The sequence below is a fragment of the Streptococcus urinalis 2285-97 genome, from assembly GCF_000188055.2.
Taxonomy (GTDB): Bacteria; Bacillota; Bacilli; order Lactobacillales; family Streptococcaceae; genus Streptococcus; species Streptococcus urinalis.
Genome location: NZ_AEUZ02000001.1, coordinates 1995376 through 2019546, shown reverse-complemented (window position 1 = coordinate 2019546; position 24171 = coordinate 1995376). Strand labels below are relative to the sequence as shown.

Sequence of the window (24171 nt, the reverse complement as noted above, 5' to 3'; positions counted from 1 at the left end):
AAGAAAGGTAATACTAGTGGTTGACGTAAATCGTTTTAAAAGTATGCAAATCACATTAGCATCACCAAATAAAGTCCGCTCTTGGTCTTATGGTGAAGTTAAAAAACCTGAAACTATCAACTACCGTACGCTCAAACCAGAACGTGAGGGACTATTTGATGAAGTCATCTTTGGCCCAACAAAAGACTGGGAATGTGCTTGTGGTAAATACAAACGTATCCGTTATAAAGGTATCGTCTGTGACCGTTGTGGTGTTGAAGTTACACGCGCAAAAGTACGTCGTGAACGTATGGGACATATTGAATTAAAAGCCCCTGTATCACATATCTGGTACTTTAAAGGAATTCCATCTCGTATGGGACTTACTTTGGATATGAGTCCACGTGCACTAGAAGAAGTAATCTATTTTGCAGCCTATGTGGTGATTGATCCTATGGATACACCCCTTGAACCAAAATCACTTCTAACAGAACGTGAATACCGTGAAAAATTACAAGAGTATGGACATGGTTCATTTGTTGCTAAAATGGGTGCAGAAGCTATTCAAGATCTTTTAAAACGTGTAGATCTTGAAAAAGAAATTGCTGAATTAAAAGAAGAATTAAAATCAGCAACTGGACAAAAACGCGTAAAAGCTGTCCGTCGTTTAGATGTATTAGATGCTTTTAGCAAATCTGGAAACAAACCTGAATGGATGGTTCTTAACATCTTACCAGTTATTCCACCGGATCTTCGTCCAATGGTTCAATTGGACGGTGGCCGTTTTGCTGCTTCTGACTTGAATGACCTTTACCGTCGTGTGATTAACCGTAATAACCGTCTTGCTCGTCTTTTAGAGCTAAACGCTCCTGGCATTATTGTGCAAAATGAAAAACGTATGTTGCAAGAAGCAGTTGATGCGCTTATTGATAATGGCCGTCGTGGTCGTCCAATTACTGGACCAGGTAGTCGTCCGCTTAAATCTTTGAGCCACATGCTTAAAGGTAAACAAGGTCGTTTCCGTCAAAACTTGCTTGGTAAACGTGTTGACTTCTCAGGACGTTCAGTTATCGCCGTTGGGCCAACACTTAAAATGTATCAATGTGGTGTGCCCCGTGAAATGGCTATCGAACTGTTCAAACCATTTGTAATGCGTGAAATTGTAGCGCGTGAATATGCAGGTAACGTTAAAGCTGCTAAACGTATGGTTGAACGTGGAGATGAACGTATTTGGGATATTCTTGAAGAAGTGATTAAAGAACATCCAGTTCTTCTTAACCGCGCACCTACTCTTCACAGATTAGGTATTCAAGCATTTGAACCTGTTCTTATTGATGGTAAAGCACTTCGTCTTCACCCGCTTGTTTGTGAAGCTTATAATGCCGATTTCGATGGGGACCAAATGGCCATCCACGTTCCGTTATCTGAAGAAGCACAAGCAGAAGCACGTTTATTGATGCTTGCCGCAGAACATATCCTTAACCCTAAAGACGGTAAACCTGTTGTTACACCATCTCAAGATATGGTGCTTGGTAACTATTATATAACAATGGAAGACGCTGGTCGTGAAGGCGAAGGTATGATCTTTAAAGATCGTGACGAAGCGGTTATGGCTTATCGCAATGGTTTTGCTCACTTGCATAGTCGTGTTGGTATTGCGGTTGATTCTATGCCGAATAAACCTTGGACAGACCAACAAAAACATAAGATTATGGTAACAACAGTTGGTAAGATTCTCTTTAATGACATCATGCCAGATGATCTACCATACTTACAAGAACCAAATAATGCTAATTTAACTGAGAAAACACCAGACAAATACTTCTTAGAGCCTGGTCAAGATATTCAAACAGTTATCGATGGTTTGACAATTAATATTCCATTTAAAAAGAAAAATCTTGGAAATATTATTGCAGAAACCTTTAAACGTTTCCGTACTACAGAAACATCTGCTTTCCTTGACCGCTTGAAAGATTTAGGTTACTATCATTCAACACTTGCTGGATTAACAGTGGGTATTGCAGATATTCCAGTAATTGATAATAAAGCAGAGATTATTGAAGCAGCTCACCACAAAGTTGAAGAAATCAACAAAGCCTTCCGTCGTGGTTTGGTCACAGAAGAAGATCGCTATATTGCTGTTACAACAACTTGGCGTGAAGCTAAAGAAGCTCTCGAAAAACGTCTGATTGAAACACAAGATCCTAAGAATCCTATCGTTATGATGATGGACTCAGGTGCCCGTGGTAATATCTCAAACTTCTCACAACTTGCCGGTATGCGTGGTTTGATGGCAGCACCTAATGGCCGTATCATGGAATTGCCAATCTTGTCAAACTTCCGTGAAGGTCTTAGTGTCTTGGAAATGTTCTTCTCTACTCACGGTGCACGTAAAGGTATGACCGATACCGCTCTTAAAACCGCTGACTCTGGTTACCTTACACGTCGTTTGGTTGATGTTGCGCAAGATGTTATTATCCGTGAAGATGACTGTGGAACAGATCGTGGTTTAGTTATTCGTGCTATCACTGATGGTAAAGAAGTAACAGAAACACTTGAAGAACGCCTACAAGGACGTTATACACGTAAATCTGTTAAGCATCCTGAAACTGGTGAACTCATCATTGCAGCTGATCAATTGATTACAGAAGATACTGCATGTAAAATTGTAGAAGCTGGTATTGAAGAAGTCACCATCCGTTCAGTATTTACATGTGCAACTCGTCATGGTGTATGTCGTCATTGCTATGGTATTAACTTAGCAACTGGTGATGCAGTTGAAGTTGGTGAAGCAGTGGGTACTATCGCAGCACAATCAATTGGTGAACCAGGTACACAGCTTACAATGCGTACATTCCATACGGGTGGTGTTGCTTCTAATACCGATATCACTCAAGGTCTTCCACGTATCCAAGAAATCTTTGAAGCACGTAACCCTAAAGGGGAAGCAGTTATCACAGAAGTCAAAGGTACTGTTGTTGATATTGAAGAAGATGCTTCGACTCGTACTAAGAAAGTCTTTGTTGAAGGTAAAACTGGAAATGGTGAATACGTTGTTCCATTTACATCACGTATGAAGGTTGAAGTCGGAGATGAAGTAAACCGTGGTGCAGCACTTACTGAAGGTTCAATCCAACCTAAACGTTTACTTGAAGTTCGTGATACTTTATCAGTTGAAACTTATCTACTTGCTGAAGTTCAAAAAGTATACCGTAGCCAAGGGGTAGAAATTGGTGACAAACACGTTGAAGTTATGGTACGTCAAATGTTACGTAAAGTACGTGTCATGGATCCAGGTGATACAGATCTTCTTCCAGGAACTTTAATGGATATTGCTGACTTTACAGATGCAAATAAAGAGATCTTGATTTCAGGTGGTATTCCTGCAACAAGTCGTCCAGTCCTTATGGGTATTACAAAAGCTTCCCTTGAAACAAATTCATTCTTATCAGCAGCATCATTCCAAGAAACAACTCGTGTTCTTACAGATGCAGCTATTCGTGGTAAGAAAGATCACTTGCTTGGTCTTAAAGAAAATGTTATCATTGGTAAAATTATTCCAGCTGGTACTGGCATGGCTAGATACCGTAATATTGAACCACAAGCCATTAATGATGTTGAAATTATTGAATATGAAACTGTTAAAGAAACAGTTTCAACCGAAAATAACTAATAAAAAAAGACTATCTGTAAATCAGATAGTCTTTTTCTGTGAGCAGATTGATGTCAAAAATAGAGAAATTTATATATAATAGAACCAGTTAAGGAACTGGTAGAAAATATGTATCAAGTAATAAAATTATATGGAGACTGGGAGCCATGGTGGTTCATAGAAGGCTGGGAAGATGATATTATTGAAAAACTCGAATTTGATTCTTTCGAACTCGCTTTTGATTCTTTTGAAAATGAGTGGGAAAGCCTAAAACAAAAGTATTTAAATTTTTATAGTCGTGAGGATTTGCTAGCCACTTTTTGGAATCAAAAAGAACAACGCTGGTGTGAAGAATGTGATGAATATTTACAACAATATCATTCAATTTTATTATTAAAAGATAATAACATTATCGACAAAGAGTTATATCAAGTGAAGTATAAACAATTTAACAATAAAGCAACTTCTCCATCAAGCTGTGCTATAAAATAAAAAAACCATATTTACTATGGTTTTTTTATTTTGTTTTCGAATAGTATTATGAGGAGGATTTAGGTGGTTCAAAATTTAGCAAAGGAAATCATATTTGAAGCAATAAGATTAGATGCACAAGATATTTATATGATTCCTAAAGATAATAACTATAATTTACTAATGCGAATTAATGATGAGAGGAGACTTGTTAGTGTTCATCAGTGTGATAGCATGGCTAGTATTATTAGTCACTTTAAATTTGTCTCAGGAATGAATATTGGAGAAAAACGACGTATCCAAATTGGTTCATGTGACTATTTTTATGGAGAAGAAAAGGTTTCACTAAGACTTTCTAGTGTTGGCGATTATCAAAATAGAGAAAGTCTTGTTATCCGATTACTACATAAAAAGATAAAGATTTATATTATTGGTTTGATAATAGAAATCGACTGTTAACAGCGATTAAAAGTAGAGGGTTATATTTATTTTCAGGACCAGTTGGAGTATTATGAAAAATTGCAATATTGTACAAACCTGTAATTCGTTAATATATGTGAGTTTAGGTCTCTTTCAGTTGCAAAGTTATTTTGTACAAAAATTTATATAAAATTTCTACACTCCATTAGTCTTCAAGATATTATCTAGTTCACTAGTAAAGCTTTCAATATTATTATATAAATATATCATAATTATCTGGATAAAGAAAATTAATATAGTATAATTCCAATAGTCTTAAAATATCTTATTACTTTTATAAATAATAAAATCTAAATTGAAACTCTCAAATTTTGAGAGACTACTAACCTTGTAATTGTATTTAATGTAATAAAATCCTTCATCTCTTGACTCCACATATAATAAAAAATTTGGGAACTATATATCAGTTTACACGAACCACAAGATGTAGTATCTGTTAGAAAAAATAAAAAAGGCGACTTCCGAATGGAAATCGTCTTTTGTTTTATCTCAATTCATCAGGATGTTCAAACATATACTCTGCCAACCATTCCACACCATAAGCTATCTCAAAGACTTCTAAAATCAGAGAAAGGTCAGGCTGAAAACCATATTCTTTGAGTTTATTGATAACCTCTTTTATAGAGCGAATTTTAGCCAACTTAATAATATCGCCTGCATCTTGTCTATCCCTATCTCGCCCACTATCTAATTTCATCCCAAGAATATAGGATAAGGGCGGTACAAGAACAGTCAAATTTGAGTAACTAAATGCTTTTGTACAGATAGAACGTGGCGGTATTTTATTCAGATTTGCAACGTTATTATTTAGCCACAGTTCGTCAGGTTCATTTACTCCAAAATCATCGCCAACTTTTTTGATAATACTTCTGATTTTAGCATCTTCTTGATAAAAGGCATCTATATCTTGTGTTCCTCGTAAATCATAATACTCAAGAACAAATCCACCTACACAGATAATCTCAAGTGTAATATTTTCTTTGGCTAGTTCAGTATTGAGAGCTTCAAACAAGACTTTCTTATCCATAATTCCCTTCTCTAAATAGCTTTAAAATATCTTTAGGCTGTGTCTTACGATTAGCTTGTAAGACATGCTCTCGTGTATGTGTGCCTTCGGTTAAAGCATCTTGCAAAGTTATTTTTTGGAATAGCGTTACATTTGGATTCTTTAGTAATTGCTCAACATCATCAGCTGTTAGTTTGGTTTCGCCATCTTGAATAACCTTGTAGAGATAGCGAAACCATAAATCGCCATCTTTTTTAGCATGTTCGCTGGCACGAACCATATAATCATACCAAGTTGTCATTGCGAATTTCCTCCATCAACTTCTCCCAATAACTATTGATGTCTTCTGATATAGGATAAAGTGTTCCTTCTGTAAGCATTCTATCCGTATGCTGAATGCTTTTAGCTGTTTCTTGATTGTATCTTTGCTCTATCACATCATCGTTAACAGACCGAACATAGATAGGAGTACCATCTAAGACTGTTTCAAATTCAATCGTATTGCCCATGATTTACGCTCTCTTATCATTAAATTTCAAAGCAACTAACAATTTGTTATCAAAATCAGATAATTCTTTTTGTTCTTTGTAGATATAGATGCTATAGTCTGGTAGCTTCCGATTGTACTTTTTCTCAAAGAATTGACAAAAGTCTTCTTTTGTTTCCGATACATCTGCTAATGCCTCTAATTCAGCTATTCGCTTGGCAATACTTTTACGGTCAATTTGTTCTAAATTATCGTACACGCAATCTTTTGTTACATAGGCATAAAAAGAACGATGTTCTGTTACAAAATCTGTAGAGAAAATAGCTTTCCATAATTTGGTGTATTTACTATAAAAACCATCTGAAATACTAACTTGGAAAGGGATGAGTTTGCTATCTACTCGCCGAGCAATAGACCGCTCTAGTTCAAAGTGTAGTTCTTTTGTATCAGTAACCATTGGTTAACTCCTTGTAAGTTGTGCGTACACCAGCGTTTAACAATAACAAATTAAATCGTTGGCTGTCAGAGTAATCACGAGTATTGTAACGAAAAACAAATTCATCAACATAATCTTGAAGGTGTTTTTTAGACCATGAGTGATAGATACCGAGAACACCACGCTTCAATCCAGCCCAAAAGCCTTCGATAGTATTTGTATAAGCATCTCCATTAACATACTCCCTTGCTCCATGATTCACATAGGCATGTGCGTACATATCCGCAACTTTATTATAGCCCAACCATTCATCAGTGTAAAGTTGAGCTGTACGTTTGACGTATTTGATAATCTCATCTGTCAAGGTTTGCGTTTTGTTATCTGAGACATGATGGGCATTTACTTTACCTTGACGTTGTAGCATTCCTACGACCGCAGATTTATCTTTCAACGAACGACCTTGAGCATTCTTGACCTTTTTAGAATGATGACGATTCTTATTTTTACCACCAATATAAGTCTCGTCCACTTCAACAACATCATCTAGGTCATTATTGTTTTCAGAACCAAAACACTTGCGAATACGTTCCAACATAAACCAAGCTGTTTTCTGGGTCACATCAATGTCTTTTGCCAGTTGGACAGATGAGATACCCTTTTTGTGGGAAGTGACCATCCAAATTGCCATAAACCATTTTCGTAAAGGAGTTTTAGTATTTTCAAAAAGCGTATCCGTTTTGACATTGAAGTATTTTTTCGTGTTCACACAACGATATTTATTGCCTTTACATTTATAAACTTTTGATGTAGCATCAAAAGGGCTGACAACAACATCGCCCCAACGTAATTCCTCTAGATGCTCTATACATGCTTGCTCTGTAGGAAAAGCTGATTGTAAATCAAATAATGACTTAAACTCAAATTTCATAGACTAAACTCCTCCGTTGATAATTCAATTATAGCACAACAATGAAACAAAGTCAAAAAAAGTGTAATTTACTACTATTCAAAATCTAAAAATTTTGGTATAATAGGAGTGTCAAGAAGTAAAGGAAATGATTGGTATGAGCGCAATCACAGCTCACGCTGATTATGTAATCGGACGTGTTTTTTGTCAAGCACTAAAACAGGCTTTTTCACGTTTTTGAAAAGTGGATAGCAATAGTTGGAGGTGGAAAATGACACCTCTTGCTATTGATAGAAGTTGGCAATCTGGTAATGAAAGAGCTGATAATTTGTTTTTTTGGAGAACTTTCGGCTTTGATGAAAAGGAGGTTTTAATTGAGAATACAGATGGTATCGTCAATGGAGCATTATTCGAGTTTAAGAACAACATTGCTGACCTTAACATTGTACTTGTGCAAGCTATTCATTATCTTTCTAAATTAAGAAACAAGGGTGGCATTCCTATACCAAGCAAAATTGTCTTGGTTGATATTAGCAAAGACCACGCTTATGTTTATGATGCAACACAGTATCGTTCAGAAATTCTAAAAAATTATACAAATAGTGCTTCTAAAAACGTCAAGCAGTTGACTTTGAAAAACGCCACTAAACCTGAAAAAGAATTTGACTTTGTTGTCTTTCAGCCTAGTAGCCCCAAAAATAGTGAATTACGTAAAATGTTTCAAATTGATGAGTATCAAAAATTTGACATCAACTTTCCAAATATTTTAGGTTGGGCAAATTATATTTATCATTACGATAAGACGACAACAAAATCTCAAATGTTTGAAATGCTTAGGAATCCTAGTAATTCTATAATTGGAGACTACATTTTACCTTGGGATGGGAACGAATCTGATTTCGATACCGTGATGGATGCCTTAAATGACCCTGCAAACAGAAAAGACTTAGGGGCATTTTACACACCATTGCCTTATGTAAAAGAGGCTACAAAACTTGTCCGTCAAGCTATCAATAATCTTCCTAAAGATATGGATTACGTCATTTTGGATAGATGTGCAGGTACAGGTGCTTTGGAGTATTATCTAACTGACGAGGAATTAAGTCATGTCATCTTGAATACTTACGAAATCAAAGAATGGCTCGTTCTGTATAACAAATATATCGGGAAAGTCAGAGCTATCATTCCACCTTTGACAGTCGTACAATCCAATAAAGGTAATTTAGTAAATGGTGGTGATGCCCTTGCAGAAGAGTTTTTGTCCGTCCCTATGGAGACGGTTGGAAAACATGAAACATTACAAGAAATTATTGACGACAAAGATATAGCAATAATTGGATTTGAAAATCCGCCATATTCCAATGAGTTAGCTCGTGCTCAAGAAGGAAATGTTAAATCCAAAGACAAGTTTAGCCATATTCGTAAACTAATGTCTGCTGAATTTACTGGAGATAGTAGTCATGCAAAAGATTTACTCAATCAATTTGTTTGGTCGTTTGAGAAATATTTTATGAGAAATGAACATGATTATTACATCTTATTTGCACCAGTAAAATATTGGAAGTCGGTAGGATTGATGCAAAAAACTTTTGTTAATGGTTTTTTAGCCAATAGAGGGAATTTTAAAGCACAAGAAAGTTCCGTTTTGGTAGCACAATGGAAAAATGAAGCTGATACAAAAACAGAAAGTTTAACTGTCCCAGCCAAAGAAATTTGGAAAAATAAAAAGAAGTGGGGAACTGGAAAAGGCGTTGCGGTCATTGATGTACCAGAGGATGCTATTCTTAAAGATGTGGAGCATGTCACTATAAGAAAAGTATACAAAACGCTAGGAGAATACTATTCTAAAAAGACTAAATCAGATGTATTATCTAAAATTGCTACTGGCTACGATGGCAAGGAAGTTCCATTGAAAAGCTATGGAAAACCTGTTTATAATGACAATATTTTGGCAGTTATAGAAGCCAGTGGTTTTGGTATTACTCCGCAGGACATACGGATGACTAGAATCGCAATATATCATGGACGAGGTAGTCAAGTTAGAACAACTAATTACGCAGAGCAGACAGCTTTATTTGTTGCCAAGCAGTATCCACAAAGAAACTGCTATGAAAGAGATATTTATTACACAACGTCTGATAAAGGGGATTTGTATAAGCGAGATACTGATTTTCTAAGGAAATCTACCCTCTGGACTTGTATTTCACATAAAAACCACTGCCTAAGTTTTGAAGGCACAGATGGACGATTTTACAATAACGAGATGTGCCTTGATGAGAAATCATTAGTAAGGAAAGAATTGGTAGAACAAGAAAAATACGGTAAGTTTGACAGGGCGGATTTAATGTTACTTGGCGTATTTGATGAATTACTTGAATTAGCTAAAAATACTCAAGAATATAATTTAAAGTATAACTACGGCACTTACCAAATAGAATTGTGTATAAACACCTCTTATAAAGATACCAATGGCAAAAAAATATTCAATAACGAAAAAGTAAATACAAAGTTAAAGGAGTTAAAAACTAGACTAGCTAACTATTATTCAGAAGAGTTAGAGAAAAAGTTGTTTGAATACGAATTACTTAAATAATGAAAAGACGATTTCCATTTGGAAGTCGCCTTTTTTCTCATAGATACCATATCTTGTGTTTGGTGTAAACTGGTATATAGTTCCCAAAGTTTAAAAAATGTGCCGTTCTCATTTTATAATCAATACTTTTATCTTTATATAATTCAAGGTAATTATTTAATACTTTACTAGAGATAAACTCTAAATTATATATAGTTTGTTTATCTTCAAGGTATAATAGGAACTTTTTAATTAAATAATAATGTGACCAGGTAGTGGAGAAAGTATTATTTTTAACAAACTTATCCTTAAGTATTATTATTTTTAATAGATATTTGAATTGTTTAGACTGTAGATCAGAAAAGTTATAAAGTCTTTGATAAGGTTTATCAGTAATTATATTCCCATCAAGATTATAATTTCGAAAATCCCACCTATTAGATGAGAAATGTATCTCATCAGTAATCATAATATCTTCTATATAAGTATTATGATTAACAGAATTAATTGCTTGAAAAACTTTCTCCATCTGAGTTGGTTTATTTTGATTCATTTTTTATAGTTCCTAATTTTAGATTATACATTTGATTTAAATATGCTAGATTTAATTTTATAAGGTGTTCATAGAAGTTCTTTTCTGCGATATTTGTAGCCGCTTTTCTTATATTTTGAAAATGTTCAATTCTTTTTTCAAAAATTGGAATATGGTCAATTGTAGTAACAAAGTATTGACAGGTTAAGCATTTAAATAAACTGTCTTCCATTGATTCACTAATGTTTATTATTTTAAATATCTCAAGTAAGTTTAGTAATAAGGATTAGGTAAATGATTTTACATTTCTTTTAAAGTTAACCTTTTTTTGATATGATAAGCATTGGAGGATGAGATGAACTTCGAAAAAATAGAACAAGCTTATGAAATAATACTGGAAAATAGTCAATTGATCCAAAACCAACTTAATACTCATATATATGATGCAATTATTGAACAGAATTCCTATTTTTTAGGTGCTAAAACAGATAATAAAACAATTAATAAAAATAATGATATATTGAAAACATTAGCTTTAACATCAGAAGAATGGCAAAGAGTTTTTCAATTTATTTTTATCAAAGCAGGGCAAACTGAAAAATTGCAAGCAAATCATCAATTTACACCAGACACTATTGGTTTTTTATTTGTTTTTCTCATTGATAGTTTAACTAAAGGTAAAGAATCATTAGACATTATTGAAATTGGCAGTGGAACTGGAAATTTGGCACAAACAATCCTAAATTATAGTCAGAATAATTTGAATTACTTAGGAATTGAAATAGATGACTTATTAATTGACTTATCAGCAAGTATTGCTGAGATAATGTCGTCAAGTACACAATTTATACAAGGTGACGCTGTTAGACCACATATTTTAAAAGAAAGTGACTTCATTATCGCTGATTTACCAATTGGTTATTATCCAAATGATGAGATAGCTGCGAGATATGAAGTAGCATCATCTAAAGAACACACTTATGCTCACCATTTATTGATGGAACAATCACTAAAATATTTGAAAAAAGATGGTTTTGCTATTATGCTTGCGCCTACTGATTTATTAGCTAGTCAACAAAGTGATTTATTAAAAAGCTGGTTAAAAGGATATGCCTCTATACAGGCAGTTATTGCTCTACCAGAAAACCTTTTTGGAAATAGTTATATGACAAAGTCAATCTATATTTTACAAAAACAGCAAAAAAGTTTGAAAGAAACATTTGTTTTTCCACTATCAGATATAACAAATCCTGAAAGTTTAAATTATTTTATGGAAAGTTTCCGAAAATGGAATCAAGACTAAGCTAAATGACTGAAAATTTGATATAATTAGGGTGTTTTAGTGTAATAAATAAGCGAGGTTAGATATGTCAAAAACAATTGCAATTAATGCAGGAAGTTCAAGTTTAAAATGGCAATTATATAAAATGCCAGAAGAAGAAGTAATCGCAAAAGGTCTAATTGAGAGAATAGGCTTAAAAGATTCTATTTCAACAGTAAAATTTGATGGGAAATCTGAATCTCAAACACTTGATATTGATGATCATCATAAAGCCGTTGAAATATTAATGAGTGATTTATTACGTTTTGAAATAATAAAATCATTTGATGAAATTACAGGTGTTGGTCATCGTGTCGTGGCTGGAGGAGAAGACTTTAAAGAGTCAACGCTAATTGGTGATAAAGAAATTGAGAAAATTGATGAACTCAGTGCTCTAGCTCCATTACATAATCCTGCACACGTAGCTGGTATTAAAGCTTTTAAAGAGATTTTACCTGATATTACAAGTGTGGCTGTTTTTGATACAGCTTTCCACACAACAATGCCAGCAGTTGCTTATCGTTATCCAATTGCTAATAAATATTACGAAGATTACCAAGTTCGTAAATACGGAGCACATGGAACAAGTCATCAATATGTTTCCCAAGAAGCAGCAAAACTTCTAGATAAACCTGCAAAAGATTTAAAAATCATAACTTGTCATATCGGTAATGGTGCCTCTATTACAGCTGTTAAAGGTGGAAAATCTGTGGATACATCTATGGGATTAACACCACTCGGCGGTATTATGATGGGAACAAGATCTGGTGATCTTGATCCAGCTATTATCCCTTTCTTGATTGATCGTGAACCTGAATTGAGTGATGCAGAAGCAATTCGTCATATCTTTAATAGAGAATCTGGACTATTGGGCATTTCTGAACGTTCTAGTGATATGCGTGATATTATTGATGCTAGAGAAGCTGGTGATGAGAAAGCGAAACTTGCATTTGATATGTATGTCGATCGAGTTCAAAAATACATTGGTCAATATGTTGCAGTATTAAATGGCGTTGATGCAATTGTCTTTACTGCAGGTGTTGGTGAAAATTCAGTACCATTTCGTGAGGCAGTAATTGAAGGATTAACATGGTTTGGAATGTCATTAGATCCAGAGAGAAATGTATTTGGTGCTGAAGGTATTATTTCGACTGAAGATTCAAGTGTAAAAGTAATGGTTATTCCAACTGATGAAGAACTTGTTATCGCACGAGATGTAGAACGTTTAAAAAATAAATAGGAATAACGTTTTTAAAAAAGGGCATTGTGTCCTTTTTTCTTATTTTAAAAGTGAAAAAATATTAACATTTGAAAAAAATTCTTAAAAAGGATAGTGCTTTTTTTAATTTAGTTTGATATAATAATTCTCGTACTGAAAAAAGTAAACGTTTACAAGAAGAGGTTAGATATGTCAAAAACAATTGCAATTAATGCAGGAAGTTCAAGTTTAAAATGGCAGTTATACCAAATGCCAGATGAAATAGTTTTAGCAAAAGGCTTAATCGAAAGAATTGGTCTCCATCAATCAAAGTCTACCGTTAAATTTAATGGTCAATCAGAATCACAAACAGTTGATATTCCTGATCATACAAAGGCTGTAAAAGTTTTATTAGATGATCTTCTAAGACTTAATATTATTGATTCCTACCAGGAAATCACAGGGATTGGTCATCGAATTGTAGCTGGAGGAGAATATTTCAACCAATCTACAGTTGTTGGGGAAAAAGAGCTAGCCTTGATTGAAGAACTATCGGCACTCGCACCACTTCATAATCCTGGTGCAGCTGCAGGAATTCGTGCATTCATGGAATTGTTACCTGGTGTTACTAGTGTTGCTGTTTTTGATACCGCTTTTCATACGACTATGAAAGATTACACTTATTTATATCCAATTCCAAGAAAATATTATAATGAACTAAAGGTGCGTAAATACGGAGCACACGGAACAAGTCATCAATATGTAGCCCAAGAAGCTGCAAAATTATTAGGAAAACCACTTGATCAGTTAAAATTAATCACAGCACATATTGGTAATGGGGTATCTATTACAGCGAATTACCATGGTGAATCAGTTGATACTTCTATGGGCTTTACACCACTTGCTGGACCGATGATGGGAACACGATCTGGAGATATTGATCCAGCAATTATTCCTTATCTGATTGCTAATGATGATGAATTAAATGATGCTGCTGATGTTATTGATATGCTTAATAAAAAATCTGGACTTGGCGGTGTGTCAGAAATTTCAAGTGATATGAGAGATATTGAAGACGGGTTGCAAGCAAAAAATAAAGATGCGGTACTAGCTTACAATATGTTTATTGATCGTATTAAGAAATTTATTGGTCAATATCTAGCTGTTCTAAATGGTGCAGATGCAATTGTCTTTACTGCCGGTATGGGAGAAAATGGATACTTAATGCGTCAAGATGTCATTGAGGCAATGTCATGGTTTGGTATGAAATTAGACCCTGAAAAAAATGTTTTTGGTTATCATGGGGAAATCTCTACACCAGATTCATTGATAAAAGTTCTTGTAATCCCAACTGATGAAGAGTTAATGATTGCCAGAGATGTCGAACGATTAAAATAAAAAAGCTTTATTATTAAAGCTTTTTTGTTTACTTGCTATTTTAGGCTAAGTAACCTATACTTTTAATTAAACACTTAATAAATAAGGGAGAAAAAACTAGATTTATGACTTGGAAAGTTATTAAGGAAAAATCATTAATTATTCTATTGTTAATTGGACTTTTTGTACTAAATCAAGGTCCAATTATATTAGCAGCACTACTCGCCAAAAAAGGGAATGTAACCCCAATTGAATCTGTGGCAGTTGATCTGCTCCAACTCTTTTGCATTGCACTTTTTATTTATATTGCTAGACGTAATAAGATAGCATTTACACAAAAGGTACCAATAGGTAAGATGATTTTAATTGCATTAGTTGCTTTTGTCGTGGTTAGACTTATCAATGTCTTAGGTTTGATGGTGATGTCTTTAGAAGGTAATCAACAATTGAACAATCAGGATACACTGATGAACTTAACGCAACGTATCCCTCTAGTAAATATGATTTTATTTGCTGTTTTTGGGGCACCCATTATGGAAGAAATTATGTTTCGCGGTATCATTCCAAAGATGTTATTTAAAAATCATTTTAAAATAGGACTAGTGGTAGGATCAATACTTTTTGGACTAGCACATGGTGTAACAAGTTTAGGTGCATTTATTATCTATGCTGGTATGGGTGCTGTCTTCGCCCTTATTTACTATAAAACGGATCATCTTGAAAATGCTATGGCAGCTCATTTTCTTAATAATCTTGTTGCCTTTGCAGCATTGGTATTATTGATGTAATGTAACATTAAGATAAAAAGACTTTGACACTGTCAAAGTCTTTTGGCTTTAGTTATTGTTTGGTCAATAGCAGAGCTGATTGTGTGAGTAAAGTGATTTTTTTCAAGATCCATTAAGCCTGCAATGGTTGTTCCACCAGGACTACAAATTGCATCTATGAGGTCATTAGGATTGGAATTAGTTTCTTGTAGGTTGAGAGCACTTGCCATCACAGTCTGTTCTACAATTTCTAATGCTTTATCTTTAGAAATACCATTATTCACACCAGCTTTAGCCATAGCTTCTATAAATTGGTAAATAAAGGCAGGACTAGATCCAGCTAATGCTGTAAAAGTATCAAAGTCTTTTTCCTCAATTTCATAAGTTTTTCCAAATTGATTTGTTAATTGAAGGCAGTATCCTTTCCATTTGTCGGAGGCCTTTTCATTAAAAGTGATAGCTGTAGTGCTCTCTCTAATTATCGCATTCATATTAGGCATTATTCTAATAAGCGGTAATTTGTCATCAGTTAATTGTTGGAGTTTTTCTAAAGTGATACCAGCAGCCATTGACATGATTGCTTGCTTGAAAATAAGACCATTTAAAACAGAAGGAAACTTTTGAGGTTTAACTCCCAGAACTACTAAATCAACTTGATCTATTAATTCTTGATGAGATTTTGCGTAGTCTACACCAAGCTTTTTAGCAATTTCAATAGATCTTTCAAGGCTTGAACCTGAAATAATAATACTAGTATCAGTTTCTTTTATCGCATTTATAATGGCACTAGCCATTTTTCCAACACCAATAAATCCAATTTTCATTTTAATATCCTTTAATTGTGTCAACTGTGGCTCGATCCAATTTTTTTACAATTGCTTGTAAGAATGCCTGTGCTTCCAAGAAGTCATCCATTGCATAAAGCGTTTGATGAGAGTGAATATAACGAGCACAAACACCAATAGTAGTTGACGGAATACCACTATTTTTTAAGTGAGCTGCTCCGGCATCTGTTCCACCTTTAGCACAATAGTATTGGTATTTAATGCCAGCTTCTTCGGCAGTTGTTAATAGAAAGTCTTTCATATCCTTTAACATAATGTGACCGGGGTCGTAGAAACGAAGTAAAGTACCATCTCCTATTTTACCTTGATCCCCATAGACATCTCCTGCGGGAGAACAGTCAACAGCAAAGAAAAGTTCGGGATCAAATTTTGTAGTAGAAACATGAGCTCCACGTAACCCTACTTCTTCTTGAACATTGGCACCTGCAATGAGGGTATTTTTCAAAGATTGATTTTTGACACCTTCTAATAACTCAGATATCATGAGCACACCGTAACGATTGTCCCAGGCTTTTGAGATAACATTTTTTTGATTTGCTGTTAAAATAGCTTTTGATTCAGGAACAATAATATCACCTGGATGAATGCCAAACTGTTCTGCTTCCATTTTATTAGTAAAGCCACCATCAAAAATGATATCTGAGACAGATGGTAGTGAAGGAGAGCTTTGATTACCTCTTAAAAAATGAGGAGGTACAGAACCAGATATAATAGGGATTGCTTTTCCATCTTGAGTATAAAGGGTAAATCTTTGTGAGCTGACTACCAATGGATTCCATCCACCAATACCAACAGTTTTAAAAGTACCATTGTCAAGAATTTCACTAATCATGAAGCCAACTTCGTCCATATGGGCAGCCACAAGGATACGTGGTGCATTTTCAACTTGACTTTCTTTGATTCCAAAAATACCACCAAGACCATCTGTTTCAACACGATCTACCAAAGGTTCCATTTTTTGACGCAAGTAGTGGCGTACAGCATGCTCGTGACCCGCAATTCCATCAAGTTCTGTCACTGCTTTAATCTTTTCAAATAGTTCTACCATTTTTTTCCTCCAATTATCTTATAAAGTAACGCATCAATGTCATAGTAGATTTGATTCTGCTGATGACTATTCCATTCTATTTTATCACGTTTTATGGTAAAATGAAGAATATGAAAAACAAAATGAAAATTCTAGGAACAAGCTTAACACTAGTTGGCTTAGCTGGAAGCTTTCTCCTAACTCTAACCCTTAAAGATGAATATAATCAGAAAAAGAGAAACAAAGTTACGGCACAAATCCGATCTTTTTTTGAAGAATTAGGAACTATTGAGGTGCTTTTTTTAAATAGCTATTCCTCAAATAAAGAAATGATAACTGGTGGCGTTATTATGTCTAATGGAAAAGAATACGAATTTACATTTAAAAATAAAGCAATAGCTTATAGGGAGGTTAAGTAATGCAAACACCAAAGTCTTACGAAGAGTTAGCAAGTCTCATAGAAGAAAATGGGAAAAAAGTACTCTTTTTTACAGCAGATTGGTGTCCAGACTGTCAGTATATTTACCTAGCTTTACCAGAAATCGAAGAACAATATAAAGATTTAACCTTTATTCGTGTAGATCGTGATGACTATATGGCAATTGCTCAAAAATGGGATATTTTTGGGATTCCAAGTTTTGTCGTTATTGAAGATGGCAAAGAGTTAGGTCGTTTTGTGAGTAAGTTACGAAAAACAAAATCTGAAATAACAGCATTTTTAGATCAATTTTAGAAAAGGAAAAAGAATGATTTTTGCATATAATAAAGAACAAGTCGGTGATATTTTAATGGTCATCCTTGAGGATACCAAAGATATCAAGCGTCAGGTGGAACGAAAAGGTAAAATAGCACGTGTTTATTCTATTGAAAATAAAAAAACACTTGCTTGGAATATTTTTGATGTATCAAGCTTGATTTCTATCAGTGGAAATGGTCAAGTTTTCTTAAGCCAGTCTGATATTGATCTATTAAATAATGAATTTGAAAAAGAAGGGTTTAGTGAAAAATTAGAGGCAACTCAAGAGCCTGTTTTTGTTGTTGGTCAGATTGTTGATATAGTTTCTCATCCAGATAGTGACCATCTTAATATCTGTCAAGTAAAAATAGGAAATGATAAAACGGTTCAAATTGTTGCTGGTGCTCCAAATGCTAAAGTTGGATTAAAGACAATTGTCGCATTGCCTGGTGCAATGATGCCTAGTGGGGCACTTATATTTCAGGGTAAACTAAGAGGCCAAGACAGCTTTGGTATGATGTGTTCTCCTAGAGAATTAGATTTACCTAATGCTCCGCAAAAACGTGGTATTATTGAACTAAGTGAGGATGCTATTGTTGGTGATGCATTTGATGTCTCAAAACATTGGCATTAAAAAAGACTAATTTTAGTCTTTTTTTTATTGCCTTTTTCGAATAATACTATAGGGAGGAAAAACATGTATAACAAAGTCATATTAATAGTGTTCACTTGATACATTTAAAAATTCAAAAATATATCAATTCTTTCTTCATCGACGACAATGTATTTAACAAGCTTTCTGACAAGCAGCGTTGTATCTTCATAAGATGTTTTTTCAGGATTCCATCTATCGATGGTCTTTTTAATTATATTCATTTTATCTTTCTCAGAAACTGTATCCATTTCATCAATTTGTTTTTGAACAAACTCTTTTTGTTTTATTAATTTCTCGCTCTTTTTTATTAAAATATCTCTAGTAACAATTCCATCAATGTATAATTCTGAAACTTTCTCTAGTTTTTGCTCGATTGAATTAATTTCTTTTTTTAGATTGTTGATATCAATTTTAGGTTCATCTTTAGAAAAATTTTCAACATATTTGTTATTAATCTTTATTTTTGATAATTCATTGATTACAAATTCTTCTAATATTTCTTTTCTAAAACGGCCAGATTCAGTACATCTTTTAGATAAATCTTTATTGTACCTTTCTTTACATTGATAAAAAATATTAGTTCTACCGTTAGCACTTTTTCTTTGAACATTACTAATAAGTGGTTGACTACAACAACCGCATCTAAGCAAGCCAGATAACATGTATTTAGCTTTGAACGGACTTGTATTTTTAAATTTTTTCGAAAAATATTGTTTTCTTCTTTCTCTTTCAATTTGTGCGAGTTCAAAAGTTTTTTTTGAAATAAATGGTTCATGTTCCCCTTTGAATAGTTGACCTCTATATTTAACCATTCCATAGTAAACTTCATTTCGAAGAATATTTTTCATAGCATTTATAGACCATTCTGCAGTTCTTCCAATCTGTTCTTCAGCGTTCATTTTTCTTAACATATTTGCTATGGACATTCCACTGATGTAATAGTCAAAAAGTTTTTTTACAACAATCGCTTGTGATGGTATAGCAATTAATTTACCTTGTTCTTTATCATAAGTATATCCATATGGACTAGTGGTCCATGACATCGTCTTCCCAGACTTTGCCCGGCCTAGTTTACCAAACATCATTCTTTCTTTAATTTGCTCTCGTTCAAATTCCGCAATTGCTGAAAGTAAAGTTAAAAATAGACTACCCATAGCACTTGATGTGTCTATGTTTTCCTTTAAACTCACAAAATGGATATCATTATCAGTAAAAATTTCTTTCACTAAGAACAATGTATCCTTAACATTCCTGGATAAACGATCTAATTTATAAACTAGCACAGTATCAAATTTTTTAAGTTTAACATCATTGATCAGTCTATTTATTTCTGGTCGTTCGAGTTTGCCGCCTGAAAAACCAGCATCAATATAAGTGTCGTGTATAGTCCAACTCATAGCCTCGCAGTATTTCGTTAAACTTTCAACCTGTCCTTGAATAGAGTATCCTTCATCTGCTTGGTTTAACGTTGATACTCTAGCGTATATAGCTACTTTTGCCATTTGATTTATACCTCGCTTTTATGTTAAAATGGCAATAGTAAAAAGACCTACGAAAAGTAAGGTTTTTACTATTGCCAACTTGACCTACACGTTTGCTTGCCGGCGCTGTGTAGGTCTTTTTTAATTTGCTTTTTTTATATTTATTGTATTTTCTGGGACTGTTAATCCATTAGAGTAGAAAATATACTCTATTCCTTTACTTGGTTTTGTTACTGAATAGTTCAGGTAATATTTTTCATACTTAAATTCTTTATACATTTGAAAAATTTCTTCAGATAAATCATACGTGAGAATCCAATTTTTATTTGACATATAATTCTTAATTGTGTTGGATAAACTTAGATGATTTTGATGATTGTAAAAGTTTGTATATAGTCCTGGACCTTTTGAGTAGTACGGAGGGTCAAAAAAAGTGAAAGATTTTTTTGTTTTGGTGATATTTAAACGAATGAACTTTTCAGCATCCATATTATAAAGTTTAATTTGTTTTTTATAAGAGGCTATTAATTTTATTTTCTTTATGGTTTTTTCTTTGTTGAAACGGCAATCTAATTTATAGTTTCCATCTTGTTTTAAGCCACCAATAACACCAGCTTTGATTATTCCAGAACGGTTTGTTCTATTAAGGAATAATGTTGAGAAACCAAGTGTTAATAAATCATGGATTGTATCTTTGTTCTGTTGAATCTCTCTTTGTTTTTTCCATACTTCAATTGTAATCGGAGTCGATTCTATTTTATTAATAAGTTGATCTGTATGATTTAATACTGAGTACCAGAAAGCATATATCGATTTATCATAATCATTAACCATAATTTGCTTTACATCTTGATTGACAAGTAGCCTTAAAGCAATTCCCATACCACCCATATAAGGCTCAATATATGTAGTTGTTTCATTAAGGTTAACAAGTTCTTTAACAAAATCATAAACTTGAGACTTACCTCCAGGGTATCTCAACGGGCTTATATTTTTCAATTGGCTTACCTCCTTTCACTTATGATATAACATTTAATTAATTATGGCCAGAATTATTATATTATTGATTTTCTGTAAAATTTTTCAATTTTTGAAGCGAAAGGTAAAATAACTTCTTCATTATCTGAAAAGTAGTAATAAATTGCTTCATCACAAATCCACCTATAATTTTTAAACCATTCTTTTATTTTTTTTGATTCATTAGTATATTCGTCGAAATCTCCAGAAAATGGACCGTTTTCTAATACCATACCTTTATGTATAGGAAATTTTAATGCAAAATCTGATTTGAAGAATAAATGGTCAGCTTCTAAATTAGATATATATTCCCACATTATTTTTTCAATATTGTAATTTTTTAGAGATTTTGGCGCTGGTAAGACATAGTAATTTTCATCTATTTTAAAAGGGGTACCGCGGAAACTTTTTTCTAAATTTCTATAGTTATCATCATTATTTAAATCTGTATCAAAAATAATTAAATAATTTTTGAAGTAATCAAAATCATTTTTTACAAGACTTACAATACTGCTCCATCCAATATGACAATCAACCATTTTTAATGTGTCAATTTGAAGTTTTGTATTTGGTCGCTTCTGAACGTAATAATTAAGTAAATGAGCTAGATACCACCTTGCCGTATCATCTTCCGTTAAAACTGAAATGGATTGCTTAATCGGCTGACCGAGTTTTAATATTAAATCACGTCTTAAATAATCATTTTTAGGATTTTCTACAACATTAATTTGACCAGTATGTTTTGTTAAATAATTAATAGTAACTTTGTCATTTGAAGTATCATTAATATATTCTAATAATGACAAGCTATGTGTTGTGAAAACTATTTGTAAATCTAGTTCGAGTGATTTTTCTAATAGAAAATTTAAAAGTTTATTCTGGGCAGCGGGATGAAGTGTAGCATCTATTTCATCAATTAATAATAACCCTCCCTTATACCCTGTATTTTCTTTATTACTTTTCAATTTTTCAAATGAAAAAACAGCAGAGAGAATTTGGCCCAAATTATCCTGACCAGCTGAATTAGCTGTTCCGGGATATGTAGTTGTGTTGACAAGTACACCTGTTTTCATCCCATTTAGGTTTGTTACTTGTACAGCTTCGTATTCATCTGATGAAGTCATAATATCTTTATGAATTTTTGAAATTTCATCTTCATAACCACTGTTTAAATCTTTAATTAGTAAATTCTCCTCAACTTCTCCAAGTGGATATAATCTAGAAAGTCCTAAGTAAAAAGTTGGCCACTCTATTTTTCTTTCATGATCTCTATTTTTATCTTTTTTAGGGATAAGTCTAAACCTCGGATGTTTTAGTTTTCCAGTATTTCTGTATAACTTCCATGGTAATTCATTATATTTAACATCTATATCTTTTAAATCAATAATATCTTTTAATTCATTAATATCTTTTGGCGAAAGGGCTCTATAATGTGGTAAAACTGCTTTTTTATTTTGTATTGCAGTTCTATATTTTACACTGTTGATTTTATGACCATCTTCAAAAAGATTTTCAAATTCAATATTAATTTCAGAATTTATTTTCTTATCATAATTTGGATCACCAAGAATGATTTTTTCAAATTCACCCCTAAAAGGTTTATTATTTAAAGTTTTATCTTTTTTGTATTCTCCAGTATTACTAAGAGCTGCAAGTATAGTAGATTTTCCAGTTCCGTTATGACCAGAAATACAAGTTACATATTTATTTAAATTAAGATGTAAGTCTTCAAAACCCCTGAAATTTTGAAGTTTTATACTTTTTATTGAGATCGCCATATAACTTTTCCTTTTTATAACCTAATTAGCTTACTTTATTTGGAATTTTTATATTTCTAACTTAATAATGTAATTGAATTATTAAGATTCAAAACTTGTTCCACAATCAGTGCAATACCATTGATTATACTGCATCAAGCAGATTATAATACTCACTAATAACCATGACTTCATCAGTTGTGGTTTTTAAATTGTGTCTTTTCATAAAAGATAAGTAATTAAACTCATGTTTATCTTCTACTTTGTCAAATTCGTCTTCAAGTAAACACCGAATCATATGTCTATTTGCCTGCAATTCAAACTCTTCATGTCTACGTTCATATTGACTGGAGTCGTGGTCAATATGTCCAAGTTCATGAAAGATAACTTTCTTTTTAGATTCATCTGATAGTGCTTTATTTACAAAGACTACTTTTATTTCATCAATATATATTCCAGGGCGTGGCCACAATTCATTGTCGAAATAGGCGAGTTCAACGCCGTAGGAGTCCAATAGCTCCTCAATAGTCATAGACTATCTTCCCTTCAAGTAAATTTCTATTATGTTTTGTATTGCTTCAATATCTGATTCAGTAAGTGGCTTTCCGTCAAATGTTTTTGCATTTTCGGCCATTTGTCGTAAGTCATTAGAAGTATATTCTTGGTCATCTTTTGCAATAGCTGGATTATCAGTTCGGCCAAGCAAGTAATCTGTTGATACTTGGAAATAGTTGGCAATTTCAGAAACACGTTCAGCATTTGGCGTAGAAGTTTTTATCTTATATAGTGTATTTCTACCATAATTCAAATCTTCTTCCACTTGTCCAAGCGATTTACCTTGTTTTTTTGTCAATTCTTTAATTCTTTCAAATGTAGAAAACATTGATACATCAACCTTTCAAAGCATGACAAAAAATATTTTAGAAAATTTGGCGTAAAAATATTTGACTTTTACCAAATTTGGTGTAAAATAGTTTTTGTAAGATAGTTAGTTAGTAAAAAACGAAGTTAAACATTTTACAAAATCTTTTAAAAGTAGTTGGGGAACTGCGCAATATAAAAGAGTTATAAAGGTTATAACTGTGTTTTTCTTATGCCTACATTTTAACCCATATAGTGTAAAGTGTCAATAAAAAACAACAAAATTTACTAACTTTCTTTCTTACAATTTTAAGGAAGGAGAAAAAATATGCCAAATACTGATGGTGGTCGAAAGAAAATACTTGATTATTTAGAAGAAAATAACCTTACGATGACTACGCTTGCTGTGCAGTATAGCATGCCTCGTCAAGATGTTACTAATATTCTAAATGGCAAGCTTAAAAATTCGCAAGCTAACAAATTTATCGCACGAGTGATCGAAGATTTCAAAATTCGATAAGAAATGAGTTGACAAGAATGAAATTGTTAAACACAAAAAAGCCACTGTAGGAACAGTGACTTAGCTAAATCATATTAGAGGAATTAT

Annotated in this window: 25 protein-coding genes; 12 read left to right on the top strand and 13 right to left on the bottom strand. The window is 33.1% G+C overall.

Annotated elements, in window-relative coordinates:
• The first annotated feature begins 16 nt into the window (after positions 1 to 16).
• From rpoC to STRUR_RS10330, 3 genes are all read left to right on the top strand, one after another.
• On the top strand, positions 17 to 3652 hold the full coding sequence (gene rpoC, locus STRUR_RS10340) for a DNA-directed RNA polymerase subunit beta' (RefSeq protein ID WP_006739350.1): 3636 nt from the start codon (positions 17 to 19) through the stop codon (positions 3650 to 3652).
• A gap of 108 nt (positions 3653 to 3760) precedes the next feature.
• Positions 3761 to 4123 carry a DUF1033 family protein gene (locus tag STRUR_RS10335; RefSeq protein WP_006739030.1) on the top strand — a complete coding sequence of 121 codons (363 nt, stop codon included), beginning with the start codon at positions 3761 to 3763 and terminating at the stop codon, positions 4121 to 4123.
• A gap of 63 nt (positions 4124 to 4186) precedes the next feature.
• Positions 4187 to 4561 carry an ATPase, T2SS/T4P/T4SS family gene (locus STRUR_RS10330; RefSeq protein ID WP_006738938.1) on the top strand — a complete coding sequence of 125 codons (375 nt, stop codon included), beginning with the start codon at positions 4187 to 4189 and terminating at the stop codon, positions 4559 to 4561.
• A 505-nt stretch (positions 4562 to 5066) separates the two neighbouring features.
• On the opposite strand, the gene STRUR_RS10325 is transcribed toward STRUR_RS10330, so the two are convergent.
• From STRUR_RS10325 to STRUR_RS10305, 5 genes are read right to left on the bottom strand one after another with little or no spacing between them, the layout of a single operon-like run.
• On the bottom strand, positions 5067 to 5609 hold the full coding sequence (locus STRUR_RS10325; RefSeq protein WP_006738598.1) for a DUF6036 family nucleotidyltransferase: 543 nt from the start codon (positions 5607 to 5609) through the stop codon (positions 5067 to 5069).
• The gene (locus tag STRUR_RS10320; protein ID WP_006740130.1) at positions 5602 to 5889 is read right to left on the bottom strand and encodes a hypothetical protein; all 288 of its coding nucleotides are present in this window, start codon (positions 5887 to 5889) and stop codon (positions 5602 to 5604) included. The genes STRUR_RS10325 and STRUR_RS10320 overlap by 8 nt, the downstream gene beginning before the upstream one ends.
• The gene (locus tag STRUR_RS10315) at positions 5873 to 6097 is read right to left on the bottom strand and encodes a hypothetical protein (RefSeq protein ID WP_006739806.1); all 225 of its coding nucleotides are present in this window, start codon (positions 6095 to 6097) and stop codon (positions 5873 to 5875) included. Before STRUR_RS10315 ends, STRUR_RS10320 begins: the two co-directional genes overlap by 17 nt.
• A gap of 3 nt (positions 6098 to 6100) precedes the next feature.
• Complete coding sequence (locus STRUR_RS10310) at positions 6101 to 6532, bottom strand: hypothetical protein (protein WP_006739697.1); 432 nt, start codon at positions 6530 to 6532, stop codon at positions 6101 to 6103.
• A complete protein-coding gene (locus STRUR_RS10305; RefSeq protein WP_006740166.1) occupies positions 6522 to 7439 on the bottom strand; it encodes an IS1595 family transposase in 918 nt (305 codons plus the stop codon). Before STRUR_RS10305 ends, STRUR_RS10310 begins: the two co-directional genes overlap by 11 nt.
• A 250-nt stretch (positions 7440 to 7689) precedes the next feature.
• Between STRUR_RS10305 and STRUR_RS10300 the strand changes: the two genes are divergently transcribed.
• On the top strand, positions 7690 to 10011 hold the full coding sequence (locus STRUR_RS10300; protein ID WP_006738511.1) for a hypothetical protein: 2322 nt from the start codon (positions 7690 to 7692) through the stop codon (positions 10009 to 10011).
• A 37-nt stretch (positions 10012 to 10048) separates the two neighbouring features.
• Here STRUR_RS10300 and STRUR_RS10295 read toward each other — a convergent pair whose 3' ends face one another.
• Positions 10049 to 10543 carry a hypothetical protein gene (locus STRUR_RS10295; protein WP_006738964.1) on the bottom strand — a complete coding sequence of 165 codons (495 nt, stop codon included), beginning with the start codon at positions 10541 to 10543 and terminating at the stop codon, positions 10049 to 10051.
• A 334-nt stretch (positions 10544 to 10877) separates the two neighbouring features.
• Here STRUR_RS10295 and STRUR_RS10285 point away from each other — a divergent pair, with 334 nt between their 5' ends.
• From STRUR_RS10285 to STRUR_RS10270, 4 genes are all read left to right on the top strand, one after another.
• Entirely contained in the window at positions 10878 to 11825 is a 948-nt protein-coding gene (locus tag STRUR_RS10285; RefSeq protein WP_006739646.1) for a class I SAM-dependent methyltransferase, read from the top strand.
• A gap of 64 nt (positions 11826 to 11889) precedes the next feature.
• Positions 11890 to 13083, top strand: coding sequence for an acetate kinase (locus STRUR_RS10280; protein ID WP_006740360.1), 1194 nt, complete (start codon positions 11890 to 11892; stop codon positions 13081 to 13083).
• Positions 13084 to 13251: 168 nt separating this feature from the next.
• Positions 13252 to 14439 carry an acetate kinase gene (locus tag STRUR_RS10275; RefSeq protein ID WP_006738434.1) on the top strand — a complete coding sequence of 396 codons (1188 nt, stop codon included), beginning with the start codon at positions 13252 to 13254 and terminating at the stop codon, positions 14437 to 14439.
• A gap of 104 nt (positions 14440 to 14543) precedes the next feature.
• Complete coding sequence (locus STRUR_RS10270) at positions 14544 to 15206, top strand: CPBP family intramembrane glutamic endopeptidase (protein WP_006739173.1); 663 nt, start codon at positions 14544 to 14546, stop codon at positions 15204 to 15206.
• Between the two features lie 32 nt (positions 15207 to 15238).
• Here STRUR_RS10270 and proC read toward each other — a convergent pair whose 3' ends face one another.
• Together proC and pepA are read right to left on the bottom strand one after the other, a co-directional pair.
• The gene (proC, locus tag STRUR_RS10265) at positions 15239 to 16009 is read right to left on the bottom strand and encodes a pyrroline-5-carboxylate reductase (protein ID WP_006739347.1); all 771 of its coding nucleotides are present in this window, start codon (positions 16007 to 16009) and stop codon (positions 15239 to 15241) included.
• A 1-nt stretch (position 16010) separates the two neighbouring features.
• Positions 16011 to 17078 carry a glutamyl aminopeptidase gene (gene pepA / locus STRUR_RS10260; RefSeq protein ID WP_006740084.1) on the bottom strand — a complete coding sequence of 356 codons (1068 nt, stop codon included), beginning with the start codon at positions 17076 to 17078 and terminating at the stop codon, positions 16011 to 16013.
• 122 nt (positions 17079 to 17200) lie between these two features.
• Here pepA and STRUR_RS10255 point away from each other — a divergent pair, with 122 nt between their 5' ends.
• From STRUR_RS10255 to ytpR, 3 genes are read left to right on the top strand one after another with little or no spacing between them, the layout of a single operon-like run.
• Positions 17201 to 17476 (top strand): DUF4651 domain-containing protein, encoded by a 276-nt coding sequence (locus STRUR_RS10255; RefSeq protein ID WP_162097623.1) that lies wholly within the window; start codon positions 17201 to 17203, stop codon positions 17474 to 17476.
• Positions 17476 to 17790: a thioredoxin family protein gene (locus STRUR_RS10250; protein ID WP_006739683.1), complete on the top strand. Its 315-nt coding sequence runs from the start codon at positions 17476 to 17478 to the stop codon at positions 17788 to 17790. Before STRUR_RS10255 ends, STRUR_RS10250 begins: the two co-directional genes overlap by 1 nt.
• A 13-nt stretch (positions 17791 to 17803) precedes the next feature.
• Positions 17804 to 18427, top strand: a complete 624-nt coding sequence (ytpR, locus tag STRUR_RS10245) for a YtpR family tRNA-binding protein (RefSeq protein WP_006740231.1) — start codon at positions 17804 to 17806, stop codon at positions 18425 to 18427.
• A 104-nt stretch (positions 18428 to 18531) separates the two neighbouring features.
• Here the strand turns inward: ytpR and STRUR_RS10240 are convergent, their stop codons facing one another.
• The 5 genes from STRUR_RS10240 to STRUR_RS10220 all read right to left on the bottom strand — a co-directional run bounded on the left by STRUR_RS10240 (position 18532) and on the right by STRUR_RS10220 (position 23586).
• The gene (locus tag STRUR_RS10240) at positions 18532 to 19950 is read right to left on the bottom strand and encodes a recombinase family protein (RefSeq protein WP_006740287.1); all 1419 of its coding nucleotides are present in this window, start codon (positions 19948 to 19950) and stop codon (positions 18532 to 18534) included.
• Positions 19951 to 20070: 120 nt separating this feature from the next.
• Positions 20071 to 20928 carry a DNA adenine methylase gene (locus STRUR_RS10235; RefSeq protein ID WP_006738913.1) on the bottom strand — a complete coding sequence of 286 codons (858 nt, stop codon included), beginning with the start codon at positions 20926 to 20928 and terminating at the stop codon, positions 20071 to 20073.
• A 56-nt stretch (positions 20929 to 20984) separates the two neighbouring features.
• Positions 20985 to 22724 (bottom strand): ATP-dependent nuclease, encoded by a 1740-nt coding sequence (locus STRUR_RS10230; RefSeq protein WP_006738522.1) that lies wholly within the window; start codon positions 22722 to 22724, stop codon positions 20985 to 20987.
• Between the two features lie 124 nt (positions 22725 to 22848).
• Positions 22849 to 23235, bottom strand: coding sequence for an ImmA/IrrE family metallo-endopeptidase (locus STRUR_RS10225; protein ID WP_006739224.1), 387 nt, complete (start codon positions 23233 to 23235; stop codon positions 22849 to 22851).
• Between the two features lie 3 nt (positions 23236 to 23238).
• On the bottom strand, positions 23239 to 23586 hold the full coding sequence (locus STRUR_RS10220; protein WP_006739937.1) for a helix-turn-helix domain-containing protein: 348 nt from the start codon (positions 23584 to 23586) through the stop codon (positions 23239 to 23241).
• A gap of 306 nt (positions 23587 to 23892) precedes the next feature.
• Here STRUR_RS10220 and STRUR_RS10215 point away from each other — a divergent pair, with 306 nt between their 5' ends.
• Entirely contained in the window at positions 23893 to 24084 is a 192-nt protein-coding gene (locus tag STRUR_RS10215) for a hypothetical protein (protein ID WP_006740177.1), read from the top strand.
• The last annotated feature ends 87 nt before the right edge of the window (positions 24085 to 24171 follow it).

Excerpts from the sequence above, each read along its gene's own strand:
- STRUR_RS10240 (WP_006740287.1), bottom strand. The coding sequence starts at position 19,950 with ATGGCAAAAGTAGCTATATACGCTAGAGTATCAACGTTAAACCAAGCA.
- STRUR_RS10280 (WP_006740360.1), top strand. The coding sequence starts at position 11,890 with ATGTCAAAAACAATTGCAATTAATGCAGGAAGTTCAAGTTTAAAATGG.
- STRUR_RS10315 (WP_006739806.1), bottom strand. The coding sequence starts at position 6,097 with ATGGGCAATACGATTGAATTTGAAACAGTCTTAGATGGTACTCCTATC.
- STRUR_RS10270 (WP_006739173.1), top strand. The coding sequence starts at position 14,544 with ATGACTTGGAAAGTTATTAAGGAAAAATCATTAATTATTCTATTGTTA.
- ytpR (WP_006740231.1), top strand. The coding sequence starts at position 17,804 with ATGATTTTTGCATATAATAAAGAACAAGTCGGTGATATTTTAATGGTC.
- pepA (WP_006740084.1), bottom strand. The coding sequence starts at position 17,078 with ATGGTAGAACTATTTGAAAAGATTAAAGCAGTGACAGAACTTGATGGA.
- STRUR_RS10225 (WP_006739224.1), bottom strand. The coding sequence starts at position 23,235 with ATGACTATTGAGGAGCTATTGGACTCCTACGGCGTTGAACTCGCCTAT.
- STRUR_RS10255 (WP_162097623.1), top strand. The coding sequence starts at position 17,201 with ATGAAAATTCTAGGAACAAGCTTAACACTAGTTGGCTTAGCTGGAAGC.
- STRUR_RS10325 (WP_006738598.1), bottom strand. The coding sequence starts at position 5,609 with ATGGATAAGAAAGTCTTGTTTGAAGCTCTCAATACTGAACTAGCCAAA.
- STRUR_RS10230 (WP_006738522.1), bottom strand. The coding sequence starts at position 22,724 with ATGGCGATCTCAATAAAAAGTATAAAACTTCAAAATTTCAGGGGTTTT.
- STRUR_RS10275 (WP_006738434.1), top strand. The coding sequence starts at position 13,252 with ATGTCAAAAACAATTGCAATTAATGCAGGAAGTTCAAGTTTAAAATGG.
- STRUR_RS10300 (WP_006738511.1), top strand. The coding sequence starts at position 7,690 with ATGACACCTCTTGCTATTGATAGAAGTTGGCAATCTGGTAATGAAAGA.
- STRUR_RS10215 (WP_006740177.1), top strand. The coding sequence starts at position 23,893 with ATGCCAAATACTGATGGTGGTCGAAAGAAAATACTTGATTATTTAGAA.
- STRUR_RS10250 (WP_006739683.1), top strand. The coding sequence starts at position 17,476 with ATGCAAACACCAAAGTCTTACGAAGAGTTAGCAAGTCTCATAGAAGAA.
- STRUR_RS10335 (WP_006739030.1), top strand. The coding sequence starts at position 3,761 with ATGTATCAAGTAATAAAATTATATGGAGACTGGGAGCCATGGTGGTTC.
- STRUR_RS10320 (WP_006740130.1), bottom strand. The coding sequence starts at position 5,889 with ATGACAACTTGGTATGATTATATGGTTCGTGCCAGCGAACATGCTAAA.
- STRUR_RS10285 (WP_006739646.1), top strand. The coding sequence starts at position 10,878 with ATGAACTTCGAAAAAATAGAACAAGCTTATGAAATAATACTGGAAAAT.
- STRUR_RS10295 (WP_006738964.1), bottom strand. The coding sequence starts at position 10,543 with ATGAATCAAAATAAACCAACTCAGATGGAGAAAGTTTTTCAAGCAATT.
- STRUR_RS10310 (WP_006739697.1), bottom strand. The coding sequence starts at position 6,532 with ATGGTTACTGATACAAAAGAACTACACTTTGAACTAGAGCGGTCTATT.
- STRUR_RS10305 (WP_006740166.1), bottom strand. The coding sequence starts at position 7,439 with ATGAAATTTGAGTTTAAGTCATTATTTGATTTACAATCAGCTTTTCCT.
- proC (WP_006739347.1), bottom strand. The coding sequence starts at position 16,009 with ATGAAAATTGGATTTATTGGTGTTGGAAAAATGGCTAGTGCCATTATA.
- STRUR_RS10220 (WP_006739937.1), bottom strand. The coding sequence starts at position 23,586 with ATGTTTTCTACATTTGAAAGAATTAAAGAATTGACAAAAAAACAAGGT.